This is a genomic window from Sphingomonas sp. 8AM (genome assembly GCF_902506455.1).
Taxonomy (GTDB): Bacteria; Pseudomonadota; Alphaproteobacteria; order Sphingomonadales; family Sphingomonadaceae; genus Sphingomonas.
Window position 1 is genome coordinate 407,523 of the sequence record NZ_LR733844.1, and the last position, 13,425, is coordinate 420,947.

Genomic DNA, 13,425 nt, shown 5'->3' on the forward strand with positions numbered 1-13,425 from the left:
ATGGACGTTCGTGACCGCGTGCTCTCCGAAAGCATCCCGCAATTGGTGACGCAGCTTGCCACCGATGCGCGCGACGTTGCGAAGGCGGAGATCGCGCTGGCCAAGGCCAGGGCGCTCTTCGCGGTCACCCGTTACAAGGCTGCGGCGATCCGCTTCGCGATCGCGGGCGTGCTCGGTCTCGCGGCGCTGATCGCGCTGCTGGTCGGCGCGATCCTGTCGCTGGCGACGCTGATCGGCCCCGGCTGGGCGACGCTGGCGGTCGTCGGCGTCGTCCTGCTGATCGCCGCGTTGCTCGCGCTGTCGGGCAAGTCGGCGCTGCGCGCGGGGCCGGGCGCATGACCGCCGCTGATGTAACCTTGGCCGAGGCGCGCGTCGCGGAGGCGCGGCAGCGGCTCGACGGCACGATCGAACGTTTGCAGACCGAACTGGAACCACGTCGCCTCGCCCGCGTCGCGCTGGCCGAAGTGACCGAGGGCGGCGAACGCGCCGTGCGTGTCGGGACCGAGGTCGCGCGCCGCAACCCCGGCGTGCTGGCAGGCGGCGTGACGCTGCTGTTCGCCCTCGTCACCGGGCGACAGGTCGCACGCCTGTTCGGCAAGAAGAAGCGGCAGAAACGCCTGCCCTCCCCAGAAGATACCGCCACACCCGCCGAAAGGATCGGATCATGACCGAACATACCCACGATCAGGAAGAGCATGGCCGGTTGCGCGACGGCGTCGACCAGGCACGCGAGGCCGCCTCGCACGCGCTCGACACTGCACGCCACCGCGCCAGTGATGCGGCGCACGCTACTGCCGAGACGCTCGAGTCCAACCCGCTCGGCGTGCTGGTCGGCGGACTGGTGCTCGGCGCGGCGGTCGCGGCCGTCCTGCCGCGTAGCCAGCGCGAAAAGGAGCTGCTCGCCGGCGTCGGCCGCAAGATCAACGCCGCCGCGGTGGCCGCGCTGGCTGCTGCCAAGGATGCCGGGCGTTCCGAACTCGACCAGCTCGGCCTCACCCCCAACGCCGCGCGCGATCAGGCGCGTTCGCTGTTCCAGGGCGTGCTGAAGGCTGCCGGCACGGCCGGTTCCGCGGCAGCGCAGGCCGGCAAGGAACAGGTCAAGAGCGCATCCTGACCCCTTCAAACCACGCGCGCATCGCGCTAGGGAAGGGTCAGGCCGACCGCCCGACCGCGGCGCCGAGCAGGTGACGAGGGAGAGCCGCGGGGCAAGCGATCGCGCTGCCCGCGGCTTTTCCGTGTCTCCCCGGCGAGGCAGTCGGGCGGTGCGGTGATGGTTCAATCCCAAGCGGGAGCGCGTGCATGAGCAAGCTTCATCTGGTGTTCGGCGGTCGTGTCAGCGATCCGCGCACCCTCGAATACAGCGACCTGTCGTCGATCGATATCGTCGGCGTCTTCCCCGACTATGCCAGCGCCGAAAAGGCATGGCGCGCCGCCGCGCAGCGCACCGTCGACGACGCCGAGATGAAATATGTCGTCGTCCACCTCCACCGCCTGCTGGAGCCCGACCTGCTCGCCAAGCCGGCAGCGTAAGCCTCCTGTCATCCCGGAGTTGATCCGGGATCCCGCTTCTTCTGCCCAGCCCGTCAACGAGAAGCGGGACCCCGGATCAACTCCGGGGCGACGGACAGGTCAGAACAGTTCGTCGAGCGCATGATGCAGCGCGCGCCGTGGCGCGTCGAACCCGGTCATCCCCAGCTCGGCGAGGAAAGCCTGCTGCGCAGCCGCGCCGAACCCGCCCAGATCGCGCCAGCCAATGAAGATGTCGCGATACGGATCGCCGACCCCCGGCCGACCGACATCGATACAGCCGGCGATGGTGCCGTCCTCCGCGACGAGGACGTTGCCGAGCGAATAGTCGCCGTGCACCACCACCGAACCGCGCGCATGGCCGGCCAGTTCCTCGACCCTGTCGAACACGCGCGCCGCGCTCCACCCGTCGTGCTCGGCATCGAAATCCCTGATGTCGACCAGATCATCGGCAACCAGTCGGCGCACCACCGGCAACCACGCCGCCACGCTCGAATCGAACGGACAGTCGTCCACTGACAGACCGTGAAGTCGCCGGAGAAACGCCGCCATGCGCCGCGCGACCGGCACGCTCCGCACGGCCCGGTCCATCTTGATATAATCGCCGGCCGGCATCCCGGGCACGGCGCTGGTCAGCAGCCACGCGGTGGCGCCATCGTCCAGCGTCGCGAGAACCGATGGCGCCGCGACGCGCCCGGCGAGCCACTGCAACCGCGCTGACTCGTCGACGACCAGCGCGCGCGCCGCATGTCGGCCGATTTTGAGGTAGAGCGTGGTCCCGTCGCCCACGAAGCGAAAAACCTCGGCGCCGGATCGCCCGGCCGTGACGGGTTCCGGACGACGATCGCCAACCTTTAAGGCGATCGCGTCCGGCAGTTTCACATCAGATGAACTCGATCTTCGAGACCTGATAATAACGCTCGCCCGCCGGCACCGAAACCTCGATCTCGTCGTCGAGGCTACGCCCGATCAGCGCGCGGCCGAGCGGCGAATTGTAGCTGATCCGCCCGGTCTTCGCATCGGCCTCGGTCTGGCCGACGATCTGATACTTCACGGGCTTCTCGTCCTCGTCGAGCAGGGTGACGGTCGCGCCGAACACGATCTTGTCGCCCGACAGGTCGCGCGGATCGATGATCTGCGCGCGGCTCAGCTTGTCCTCGATGTCGGCGATCGTCGCCTCGACCTGACCCTGCCGCTCCTTGGCGGCGTGATATTCGGCGTTTTCCGAAAGGTCGCCGTGCGCGCGCGCTTCCTCGATCGCATCGACGATCAGCGGGCGTTCGGTCTTCAGCCGCTTCAGGTCGGCAGTCAGCTTTTCATAGCCTTCCTGCAACATCGGCATCTTCTCGACCGTCGCCATCGCCCTTGTCCTTCGTAAAAACGCGTCCCCGGAAGCGGCCCTCTCCCTGCGAAGGCCGCCCCCTACATCAGCACATATGTCCGGGGATCAGTCGTGCGGCTGCGAATAATAGGATTGCAACGGCCGTACTTCAAGGTTGCTTGCACCATCGCCCTTGACCGCGGCATGGATTGCCTGTGCCGCCTGCACCGCCGCCGAGGCGGTGGTGAAGTACGGCACCTTGCCGTTGACCGCCGAGGCGCGGATCGGCTGCGAGTCCTTCAGGCTCTGCCAGCCCTCGGTGGTGTTGAAGATCAACGCGATCGCGCCGTCCTTGATCCGGTCGACGATATGCGGCCGCCCCTGCGCGACCTTGTTTACCGTCTCGACCGGCAGACCGGCACGCGACAGGTGATCGGCGGTGCCGGTCGTCGCCACGATCGTGAAGCCCGCGTCGACCAGCGCCCGCACCGCAGGAACGATCAGATCCTTGTCGCCAGCCTTGACGCTGACGAACACCGCGCCGCTGGTCGGCAGGACGGTACCGGCGCCAAGCTGCGACTTGGCGAAGGCGGTGGTGAAATCGGGCGAGATGCCCATCACCTCGCCGGTGCTCTTCATCTCCGGCGACAGCACCGGGTCGATCCCCGGGAAGCGCGCGAACGGGAACACCGCTTCCTTCACCGCGAAATAATCGATGTCGCGGTTGATCTTCGGCAGGTCGCGCAGCTTCTCGCCCGCCATCACGCGGCTGGCGATCTTGGCGATCGGCGCCCCGATCGCCTTGGCGACGAATGGCACCGTGCGGCTGGCGCGCGGGTTGACCTCGATGAGGTACACCTGCCCGTCCTTGACCGCGAACTGGATGTTCATCAGCCCGACGACGCTCAACCCGCGCGCCAGCGCCTCGGTCTGCCGCTCGATCTCGGCGATGATCTCGGCGGGCAGCGAGTACGGCGGAATCGAGCAGGCGCTGTCGCCCGAATGGACCCCGGCCTCCTCGATATGCTGGAGCACGCCCGCGACCACCACGTCCTCGCCATCGCAGATCGCGTCGACATCGACCTCGATCGCATCGCGCAGATACTGGTCGATCAGCACCGGCGCGTCGCCCGACACCTGCACCGCCGTCTGGATATAGTCCTCAAGCTGCTGGTCGCTGTCGACGATCTCCATCGCGCGCCCGCCCAGCACATAGCTCGGGCGCATCAACACCGGATAGCCGATGCGATTGGCGACGTTCAGCGCCTCGGCGCGGCTGCGCGCGATGCCGTTCGACGGCTGGAGCAGCTTGAGCCGGTTGACCATGGCCGCGAACCGCTCGCGGTCCTCGGCCAGATCGATCGCATCGGGGCTGGTGCCGAGGATCGGGATCCCCGCCTTCTCCAGCGCGCGCGCGAGGTTCAGCGGGGTCTGCCCGCCGAACTGCACGATCACCCCGACCAGCTCGCCCTTCGACTGTTCGACGTGCAGGATCTCCAGCACGTCCTCGGCGGTCAGCGGCTCGAAATACAGCCGGTCCGACGTGTCATAGTCGGTGCTGACCGTCTCCGGATTGCAATTGACCATGATCGTCTCATAGCCCGCATCCGCCAGCGCGAAGCAGGCGTGGCAGCAGCAATAATCGAATTCGATCCCCTGCCCGATCCGGTTCGGCCCGCCGCCCAGGATCACGATCTTGCGGCGATCCGACGGCTGCGCCTCGTTCTCGGGCTCGCCGAACGACGGCGCTTCATAGGTCGAGTACATGTACGGCGTCTTGGCGTCGAACTCGGCGGCGCAGGTGTCAATCCGCTTGAAGACCGGACGCACGCCCAGCTTCAGGCGATGCGCGCGCACCTCGTCCTCGGTGACGCCGCCGGTCATCGCCTTGACCGCCTCGTGGATCAGCCCAGAGCCGCGCGCGATCCCGCGCTCCATGCCGCGCAGATTCGCCGATTGCAGCGCCAGCCACGCCAGCCTTTTGTCGGAGAAGCCCATCGCCTTCAGCCGGCGCATCCCCGCCGCGTCGATCGGCAGCCCGTCCTTCATCACTTCGTTCTCGGCGGCGACGATCTCCGCGATCCGTTCGAGGAACCACGGATCGTATTTGGCGATCGCATTCACCTCAGCGACGGTGAAGCCCTCGCGCAGCGCCTGCGCCGCGACCAGCAGCCGGTCGGGTGTCGGCGACGCGAGCGCCGCCTCGATCTCGGCGCGCGGGGCGCCGACCAGCCGCTCGACATGGTTGAAGCCCGACAGGCCGGTCTCCAGCCCGCGCAGCGCCTTCTGCATCGACTCGTGAATGTTGCGGCCGATCGCCATCACCTCGCCGACCGACTTCATCGCGGTCCCCAGCACCGCCTCGGCGCCCTTGAACTTCTCGAACGCGAAGCGCGGGATCTTGGTGACGACATAGTCGATCGTCGGCTCGAACGACGCCGGGGTCGCGCCGGTGATGTCGTTCTCGATCTCGTCGAGCGTGTAGCCGACCGCCAGCTTGGCGGCGACCTTGGCGATCGGGAAGCCGGTCGCCTTCGATGCCAGCGCCGACGAACGCGACACGCGCGGGTTCATCTCGATCACGATCAGGCGGCCGTCCTTCGGATTGACCGCGAACTGCACGTTCGATCCGCCGGTCTCGACGCCGATCTCGCGCAGCACCGCGATGCTGGCGTTGCGCATGATCTGATATTCCTTGTCGGTCAGCGTCAGCGCCGGCGCGACCGTGATCGAGTCGCCCGTATGGACGCCCATCGGATCGACATTCTCGATCGAGCAGATGATGATGCAATTGTCCGCACGGTCGCGGACCACCTCCATCTCATATTCCTTCCAGCCGAGCAGCGATTCCTCGATCAGCACCTCGGTGGTCGGCGAGGCGTCGAGCCCCTTGCGGACGATCTCGATGAATTCCTCGCGATTGTACGCGATGCCGCCGCCGGTGCCGCCGAGCGTGAAGCTCGGGCGGATGATCGCGGGCAGCCCGACCTTCTCCAGCCCTTCCAGCGCTTCCTTCTCGGTATGCGCGATATGGCTGCGCGCGCTTTCCAGCCCGATCTTGTCCATCGCGTCGCGGAACTTCAGCCGGTCCTCGGCCTTGTCGATCGCATCGGCATCGGCGCCGATCATCGTTACCCCGAACTTCTCCAGCGTGCCGTCGCGGAACAGTGCAAGGGCAGTATTGAGCGCGGTTTGCCCCCCCATGGTGGGAAGAACCGCGTCCGGACGCTCACGTTCGATGATGCGTGCGACAACTTCCGGCGTGATCGGCTCAACATAGGTCGCGTCGGCCAGCTCGGGATCGGTCATGATCGTCGCCGGGTTCGAATTGACCAGGACGATGCGATAGCCCTCTTCCTTGAGCGCCTTGATCGCCTGCGTGCCCGAATAATCGAATTCGCACGCCTGCCCGATGATGATCGGGCCGGCGCCGATGACGAGGATGGACGAGATGTCGGTGCGTTTGGGCATTATCTCTCTCTAGTCCCACAGATCGGGGGGTCGAAACGACCCGTCAGCTTCAGGCCGGCTTGCTGGGCCGAGTAAATGAAATCCGCGATTTCACGGTAGGTGGTTTCGGGCAGATACTGGAAGAGCACGTGACGTTCTCCGTTCCGCATCTCATCGGAAACTACCTGCCACTTCGCCGCATGTATCTTTGCGACAACAGGCTCTACCGCGGGCGTAGACCCCGCAATGTCTTGAATGGCCTGCGCCTGCTCGGCAGCCGCGGATCCCGCGTCGACGCATCGCTCGATCAAGGCAGGCGGAAGTGCGATCACGCCAGACCCGCGACCGAGCGGACAAACCGCTCGAACAGGTACAAACTGTCTTGCGGCCCCGGGCTCGCCTCGGGGTGGTACTGCACCGAGAACGCCGGCCGGTCGGTCAGCTCGAGCCCCGCATTCGATCCGTCGAACAGCGAAACATGCGTCTCGCGCGCGTTCGCGGGCAGCGATCCGCGCTCGACTGCGAAGCCGTGGTTCATGCTGGTGATCTCGACCGCGCCGTCGTCGACGCGCTTGACCGGATGGTTCGCGCCGCGATGCCCCTGGAACATCTTCGTCGTCCGCGCCCCGACCGCCAGCGCCAACAACTGGTGCCCGAGGCAGATGCCGAACAGCGGCTTGCCGGTGTCGAGCAATTGCCGGATCACCGGCACCGCGTATTCGCCGGTCGCCGCAGGATCGCCGGGGCCGTTCGACAGGAAGATGCCGTCCGGGTTGAGCGCCATGACCTCGTCGAACGTCGCATTCGCCGGTACGACCGATACCTTCGCGCCGGCCTGAACAATGTTCCGGAATATGTTGAACTTGCTGCCATAGTCGATCGCAACGACATGTGGCCGTGCGTTGCCTTGAGCCGTTTCTGCGGCACCTTCGCCAACATCGAACCCGAAACCGAGCTTCCAGATGCCGCCCGCCCACGTCCCGTGCGTCGCGCGGGTCACGTCCTTGGCGAGATCCATCCCCTCCAGCCCCGGCCAGCCGCGCGCCATCTGGAGCAGGGCGTCGAGGTCGAACTCCCCCGTCGGCGAATGCGCGACCACGCCGTTAGGCGCCCCGCCCGAGCGGATGCGCCGCGTCAGCGCACGCGTGTCGACGCCGGCCAGCCCGATGCGCGTGTGGCGCTTCATCCAGCCGTCGAGATTTTCCATCGCGCGGAAATTGCTTGGCGCGGTCGGGTCCTCGCGGACGATCATGCCCAGTGCGTGCGGGTTGTCCGCCTCGACGTCGTCGGGGTTGGCGCCGACGTTGCCGATATGCGGGAAGGTGAAGGTGATGATCTGCCCGGCGAACGACGGGTCGGTCATGATTTCCTGATAGCCGGTCATTGCGGTGTGGAAGCACACCTCGCCGACGGCGGCGCCCTCCGCCCCGAAGCCGCGCCCCCATGCGACCTCTCCATTGGCCAGAACGAGGACGCCGGTGGCGCCTTCGGGCATGGGGGCGTGCGGAAACTCTGGCTCGGCCATGATGGGCGGGCACTCCTTGAAAGGGTCGGCAATGTCGCTAAGCCCCGCCCGCTAGAGACGCATCGGCGATGCGTCAATCTGTTAAGGACGAGTAGATGATTCGCGACGACATCAAGGCAGCGCAGATCGCGGCGATGAAGGCCGGCGACAAGGAAGCGCGCGGCGCTATCAGCTTGATTCAGGCGGCGATCAAGAATCGCGACATTGAGGCGCGCACCGGCACCGCGCCGAGCGACGACGACGCGCTGGTGATCGAGGTCCTGCAGAAAATGGTGAAGCAGCGCCGCGAATCGATCGCGATGTACGAACAGGGCGGCCGCGCCGAACTGGCGGCGGCGGAGGCCGCCGAGGTCGCGGTGATCGAGCGCTTCCTGCCAGCGCAGATGAGCGAGGACGAGACGAAGGCGGCGATCGAGTCGATCAAGGCCGACCTCGGGGCGAGCGGCATGAAGGACATGGGCCGCGTGATGACCGAGCTGAAGGCGCGCCATGCCACGACGCTCGACATGAGCAAGGCGAGCGGGCTGGTGAAGGCGGCTTTGGCCTGATCCGGTAGAAGAAGAAGGTTGGTTCGCGCAGAGGCGCGGAGGCGCAGAGAGGTGGCGGCTGCCGCGTCGATCCGAGCCGCCTTGGCGGCTCCTCAAGTCTCATCGTAGCAAGGGGAGACGCGCTGGCGTGCAGCGTGACCTCTCTGCGCCTCCGCGCCTCCGCGTGAACCAGATCTTCTTAACTTCCGGCCTGAAACCGAACAGCCGTTGCCGACTCTCCGCGGATCAGCCATAAGGGCCGGTATAATGCGAAGGTGAGTTTGACCCCCGCCTTCCTCGATGAGCTTCGCGCACGCACCTCGCTGACCGCGCTCGTCGGCAAGACGGTGAAGCTCACGCGCGCCGGCCGCGAGTCGAAGGGCTGCTGCCCGTTCCACAACGAGAAGACGCCCAGCTTCTACGTCAACGACGACAAGGGCTTCTATCACTGCTTCGGCTGCTCGGCGCACGGCGACGCGATTCGCTGGCTGACCGATCATCAGGGCCTGCCGTTCATGGATGCGGTCAAGGAACTCGCCGCCGCCGCCGGCATGGAGGTTCCTGCCCCCGACGCCCGCGCCGCGGAGCGCGCCGAGAAGGCGAAGTCGCTCCACGACGTGATGCAGGCCGCCGCCGACTGGTTCACCCAGCAACTCGGCGGGATCGACGGCGCGGAGGCGCGCGCGTTGCTCGACCGGCGCGGGATCAAGGACGCGACGCGCAAGGCGTTCGGCTTCGGCTACGCCCCCGATGCGCGCGGCCGGCTGCGTACCGCGCTCAAGGACTTCGGCGACGACATGCTCGTCGAGGCCGGGCTGCTGATCCAGGTCGAGGGCAAGGAGCCCTATGACCGCTTCCGTGGCCGCTTGATGATCCCGATCCGCGATCCGCGCGGGCGCGTGATCGCGTTCGGCGGGCGGATCATCGGCGAGGGCGAGCCCAAATACCTCAACTCGCCCGACACCCCGCTCTTCGACAAGGGCCGCACGCTCTACAACCTCGATCGCGCGCTGCCCGCCGCGCGCAAGACCGCGCGGCTGTTCGTGGTCGAGGGCTATATGGACGCGATTGCGCTGGCGCAGGGCGGGATCGGCGAGACCGTCGCCCCGCTCGGCACCGCGCTGACCGAGCAGCAGCTCGAACGGCTGTGGCGGGTGGTCGACGTGCCGATGCTGTGCTTCGATGGCGACAAGCCGGGGCAGAAGGCCGCGATCCGCGCCGCGCACCGCGCGCTGCCGATGCTGGCGCCCGGCCGCAGCCTCGGCTTCGCGACACTGCCGGAGGGGCAGGACCCCGACGATCTGATGCGTGCCAAGGGCGCACAGGGCTTCGAGGCGCTGGTGCGCGAGGCGGAGCCGCTGGTCGATCGCCTGTGGAAGCACGAACTCGCCGCCGAACCGCTCGACACGCCGGAGCAGCGCGCCGGCCTGAAGAAGCGGCTGAACGATCTCGCCGAATTGATCGCCGACCCGTCGGTGAAGTCGGAATACAAGGCCGAATTCCGGAACCGCTTCGACGAGCGCTTCGCGCGCCAGCGACAGCCGTTTCAGCAGCGCCAGCCCTTCTACCCGATGGGGCAGCGCAAGTCCGGCCAGAAATGGTCTCCGCCGTCGCCGCCGGTCACCGAGGACGCCAAGAAGGTCGGTGCCGCCGGCAATATCGACCGGGTGCTGGCCAAGGCGGTGCTCGCCGGGCTGATCCGCCATCCCGCGGAGATCGCGCGGCACATGGAGGTGCTGGGCAGCCTCAAGCTCGCCGATGGCGCGCTCGGCCGGTTGTTCGAGGCGGTGGTCGACGTTGCGCTGGAGGACCGCCGCGCCGAACCGCTTGATAGCGGCGGGCTCGTCACCATATTGGCGCGGTCCGGTTTCGAGGCGATCGCCCACGATCTCCTGCGAGCCGATACGATGCCCTATTCGTTCAGCCAGGCCGGCAGCGACGAAAAGCAGGCGCGCGAGGACCTCGACGAGGCGATCGCAGTGCTGATCGCGCGGCCGGAGGTGGATGCAGCGCTCGCCGAGGCAACCTCGGCGATGCAGACGCATTTCACCGCTGAGGCGTTCGAACGACAGGTGGCATTGGTGAACGAACAGCGCGCGCTCGACGAGCGGCTTGCAAATCTGGTGCAGGCAAACGAAGACGCCCGCGCGCTTGGACCCGAGGACGATTGATGGCGAAGATGAACGGTGGCGGTGCTGACGAAAGCGCGGAAGTGGCCGATGCTCCGCTGATCGACCTGAATGACGCGAACATCAAGAAGCTGATCGCCCGCGCCAAGAAGCGCGGCTACATCACTTACGACCAGCTCAACGAAGCGCTCCCGCAGGATCAGATGTCTTCCGACCAGCTCGAGGACGTCATGTCGGCGCTCAACGAGATGGGCGTCAACATCGTCGAGAACGAGGAAGCGGGCGAGGACGGCGAGACCGAGGAGCGCGCCGACGACGACGAGCAGGAAGCCGTCGACGGCGAAGCCGACGGCTCTGCCCCCGCGGTCGAGAAGAAGAAAGAGACGATCGATCGCACCGACGATCCCGTCCGCATGTACCTGCGCGAGATGGGAGCCGTCGAGCTGCTGTCGCGCGAGGGCGAGATCGCCATCGCCAAGCGCATCGAGGCGGGTCGCGACACGATGATCCTGGGGCTGTGCGAAAGCCCGATCACCTTCAACGCGATCATCGACTGGTCGACCGCGCTCAACGAAGGCACGATGCAGCTGCGCGAGATCGTCGATCTCGATGCGATGCTCTCCAAGGGTCCGTCGGCCGAGCAGGTCGAGGGCGCCGAGGACGATTCGGGGGAGATCAGCGCCTCGAACGCCGGGCCGCAGTTCAAGGAAGAGGAAGAGCCCGAGGAAGCGCCCGCCGACGACGATGACGACATGACCGAGCGTCGTACGCCGCGGCCGTCCGACGAGGAAGAGGAGGATAATACCCTCAGCCTCGCGCAGATGGAGGAAACGCTCAAGCCGCAGGCGCTGGAGAAGTTCGCCAACATCACTGCCATCTACCGCAAGTTCTCCAAGATGCAGGAGAGCCGGCTGGAGGCGATGAGCGGCGGGATCGAGCTGTCGACGGCCGAGGAACGCAAGTACCAGAAGCTGCGCGAGGACCTCACCGCCGAGGTCGAGAGCGTCCAGTTCCACCAGACCAAGATCGAATATCTGGTCGACCAGCTCTACAGCTACAACCGCCGGCTGACGACGCTGGGCGGGCAGATGCTGCGGCTGGCCGAGCGCCACAAGGTCAACCGCAAGGATTTCCTCGAGCGCTACATGGGGCACGAGCTGGACGAGGGCTTCATCCCCTCGGTCACCGGACTCGACAAGAAGTGGACGGCGTTCGCGACCAACGAGGTCGCGGCGGTCGATCGCATCCGTACCGAGATCAGCGAGATTTCGCAGCAGACCGGCATGGCGCTCAGCGAGTTCCGCCGCATCGTCAACATGGTCCAGAAGGCGGAGCGCGAGGCGCGCATCGCCAAGAAGGAGATGGTCGAGGCGAACCTGCGGCTCGTGATCTCGATCGCCAAGAAGTACACCAACCGCGGGTTGCAGTTCCTGGATCTGATCCAGGAGGGCAACATCGGGCTGATGAAGGCGGTCGACAAGTTTGAGTATCGTCGCGGCTACAAGTTCTCGACCTATGCGACGTGGTGGATCCGTCAGGCGATCACGCGCTCGATCGCGGATCAGGCGCGCACGATCCGCATCCCGGTCCATATGATCGAGACGATCAACAAGCTGGTGCGCACCAGCCGCCAGTTCCTGCACGAGCAGGGCCGCGAGCCGACACCGGAGGAGATGGCCGAGCGCCTCTCGATGCCGCTGGAGAAGGTCCGCAAGGTGATGAAGATCGCCAAGGAGCCGATCAGCCTCGAAACGCCGATCGGCGACGAGGAAGACAGCCATCTCGGCGACTTCATCGAGGACAAGAATGCGGTGATCCCGGTCGACGCCGCGATCCAGGCGAACCTGAAGGAGACGGTCACCCGCGTCCTCGCCTCGCTCACCCCGCGCGAGGAGCGCGTGCTGCGGATGCGGTTCGGGATCGGGATGAACACCGATCACACGCTTGAAGAGGTCGGGCAGCAATTCTCGGTTACGCGTGAGCGTATCCGCCAGATCGAGGCCAAGGCATTGCGCAAGCTCAAGCATCCGTCGCGCAGCCGCAAGATGCGCAGCTTCCTCGACCAGTAAATGATGGCGGAGAGCGGGGATCGTCCCGCTCTCCGCGCCGACCGCGATCATCGATCCGGGTCAGCAATCGCAATTGAACGGCCCACGTCCGCGCGCCGTAAACCGCCCCTTTACATCCCCACGCTAACGCTAACTCCCGACCGCCGTGCCGCTGCTGGCGCGGAGGGCGCCACCGAGCGGAGGAAAGCGTGACCATCGCCATCGAAAAGCGGCCTCAAGGCTGCGCCGGCACGATCCTCGCGATGGTCGCCAGTGACGGCACCGCTGCGGCGCCGCAGGCGCGTGCCTTGACGCAGCCCAATGCCACGCTGCGCGACATCGCCGATGCCGTCCACGCGCTATGCGTCCTGCACGGCGCCTTTCCGGGGATCGTCGACCATGCCAGCAACGGCTGCGCCGATCCGTTCGCGCGTGACTGGCTGGTGCAGGCGGCCGGGGCGATCAGCGCCGAACGCGCGCTGCTCGTCCGCTTGACCGCCGCTGTCGGTCCGCTGCCCTCGACCCCCGGTCAGGCCGCCTCGCAGACCGCAATCCTGAATCAGCGCAACGCCCTGGAAATGCTGTCTCGCTCCGACCGCGCCGGCTGCGCGACCGGCACCGCGCTCGCCTTCGTGCTCGACTGGGTCGCGGTGCGCGCCGTGCTGGACAGTTGCGCGCGGCGCATGGCGTTGCCGGTCGGCGATCCGTTCACCGCCGCCGCCAGCAGGGCGCTCGCCTTGCTCAAGGTGATCGAGGCGAGCGCGTCTGTCGAACGCGCGATGGCGTTCGGCGCGCAGCAAATGCTCGCCCAACATCGCGGGTTATGGCAGTTGCTGGAGGCTCGCGCCGCCGCGCGCCAAGCGATGTAACGCTTCCCCATTGCACGCCCGATCGTGGC

The 13,425-nt window shown here is 66.7% G+C and carries 12 protein-coding genes; 8 read left to right on the forward strand and 4 right to left on the reverse strand.

Features of this window, described 5'->3' with window-relative positions:
- From BACI71_RS02015 to BACI71_RS02030, 4 genes are all read left to right on the forward strand, one after another.
- On the forward strand, positions 1-339 hold the full coding sequence (locus BACI71_RS02015; RefSeq protein WP_159754383.1) for a phage holin family protein: 339 nt from the start codon (positions 1-3) through the stop codon (positions 337-339).
- Positions 336-668 carry a hypothetical protein gene (locus BACI71_RS02020; RefSeq protein WP_159754386.1) on the forward strand — a complete coding sequence of 111 codons (333 nt, stop codon included), beginning with the start codon at positions 336-338 and terminating at the stop codon, positions 666-668. Before BACI71_RS02015 ends, BACI71_RS02020 begins: the two co-directional genes overlap by 4 nt.
- Entirely contained in the window at positions 665-1,114 is a 450-nt protein-coding gene (locus BACI71_RS02025) for a hypothetical protein (protein WP_159754389.1), read from the forward strand. The genes BACI71_RS02020 and BACI71_RS02025 overlap by 4 nt, the downstream gene beginning before the upstream one ends.
- Positions 1,115-1,299: 185 nt before the next feature.
- Entirely contained in the window at positions 1,300-1,530 is a 231-nt protein-coding gene (locus tag BACI71_RS02030) for a DUF4170 domain-containing protein (protein ID WP_159754392.1), read from the forward strand.
- A gap of 99 nt (positions 1,531-1,629) precedes the next feature.
- On the opposite strand, the gene BACI71_RS02035 is transcribed toward BACI71_RS02030, so the two are convergent.
- From BACI71_RS02035 to carA, 4 genes are all read right to left on the reverse strand, one after another.
- Positions 1,630-2,409 carry an APH(3') family aminoglycoside O-phosphotransferase gene (locus BACI71_RS02035; RefSeq protein WP_159754395.1) on the reverse strand — a complete coding sequence of 260 codons (780 nt, stop codon included), beginning with the start codon at positions 2,407-2,409 and terminating at the stop codon, positions 1,630-1,632.
- Position 2,410: 1 nt separating this feature from the next.
- Entirely contained in the window at positions 2,411-2,887 is a 477-nt protein-coding gene (gene greA / locus BACI71_RS02040) for a transcription elongation factor GreA (protein WP_159754398.1), read from the reverse strand.
- An 87-nt stretch (positions 2,888-2,974) separates the two neighbouring features.
- Positions 2,975-6,319 carry a carbamoyl-phosphate synthase large subunit gene (carB, locus tag BACI71_RS02045; protein ID WP_159754401.1) on the reverse strand — a complete coding sequence of 1,115 codons (3,345 nt, stop codon included), beginning with the start codon at positions 6,317-6,319 and terminating at the stop codon, positions 2,975-2,977.
- A 307-nt stretch (positions 6,320-6,626) separates the two neighbouring features.
- Complete coding sequence (carA, locus tag BACI71_RS02050; protein WP_159754404.1) at positions 6,627-7,823, reverse strand: glutamine-hydrolyzing carbamoyl-phosphate synthase small subunit; 1,197 nt, start codon at positions 7,821-7,823, stop codon at positions 6,627-6,629.
- A 95-nt stretch (positions 7,824-7,918) separates the two neighbouring features.
- Between carA and BACI71_RS02055 the strand changes: the two genes are divergently transcribed.
- From BACI71_RS02055 to BACI71_RS02070, 4 genes are all read left to right on the forward strand, one after another.
- Positions 7,919-8,371, forward strand: coding sequence for a GatB/YqeY domain-containing protein (locus BACI71_RS02055; RefSeq protein WP_159754407.1), 453 nt, complete (start codon positions 7,919-7,921; stop codon positions 8,369-8,371).
- 254 nt (positions 8,372-8,625) lie between these two features.
- Complete coding sequence (dnaG, locus tag BACI71_RS02060) at positions 8,626-10,521, forward strand: DNA primase (RefSeq protein ID WP_159754410.1); 1,896 nt, start codon at positions 8,626-8,628, stop codon at positions 10,519-10,521.
- Positions 10,521-12,548, forward strand: coding sequence for an RNA polymerase sigma factor RpoD (gene rpoD, locus BACI71_RS02065; RefSeq protein ID WP_159754413.1), 2,028 nt, complete (start codon positions 10,521-10,523; stop codon positions 12,546-12,548). Before dnaG ends, rpoD begins: the two co-directional genes overlap by 1 nt.
- A gap of 188 nt (positions 12,549-12,736) precedes the next feature.
- Positions 12,737-13,396, forward strand: coding sequence for a DUF6975 family protein (locus BACI71_RS02070; RefSeq protein ID WP_236552774.1), 660 nt, complete (start codon positions 12,737-12,739; stop codon positions 13,394-13,396).
- Positions 13,397-13,425: the final 29 nt, after the last annotated feature.

What these genes read in the sequence shown, in the direction of transcription:
- BACI71_RS02015 (WP_159754383.1), top strand. Translation starts at nt 1, where the DNA reads ATGGACGTTCGTGACCGCGTGCTCTCCGAAAGCATCCCGCAATTGGTG.
- BACI71_RS02020 (WP_159754386.1), top strand. Translation starts at nt 336, where the DNA reads ATGACCGCCGCTGATGTAACCTTGGCCGAGGCGCGCGTCGCGGAGGCG.
- BACI71_RS02025 (WP_159754389.1), top strand. Translation starts at nt 665, where the DNA reads ATGACCGAACATACCCACGATCAGGAAGAGCATGGCCGGTTGCGCGAC.
- BACI71_RS02030 (WP_159754392.1), top strand. Translation starts at nt 1,300, where the DNA reads ATGAGCAAGCTTCATCTGGTGTTCGGCGGTCGTGTCAGCGATCCGCGC.
- greA (WP_159754398.1), bottom strand. Translation starts at nt 2,887, where the DNA reads ATGGCGACGGTCGAGAAGATGCCGATGTTGCAGGAAGGCTATGAAAAG.
- carB (WP_159754401.1), bottom strand. Translation starts at nt 6,319, where the DNA reads ATGCCCAAACGCACCGACATCTCGTCCATCCTCGTCATCGGCGCCGGC.
- carA (WP_159754404.1), bottom strand. Translation starts at nt 7,823, where the DNA reads ATGGCCGAGCCAGAGTTTCCGCACGCCCCCATGCCCGAAGGCGCCACC.
- BACI71_RS02055 (WP_159754407.1), top strand. Translation starts at nt 7,919, where the DNA reads ATGATTCGCGACGACATCAAGGCAGCGCAGATCGCGGCGATGAAGGCC.
- rpoD (WP_159754413.1), top strand. Translation starts at nt 10,521, where the DNA reads ATGGCGAAGATGAACGGTGGCGGTGCTGACGAAAGCGCGGAAGTGGCC.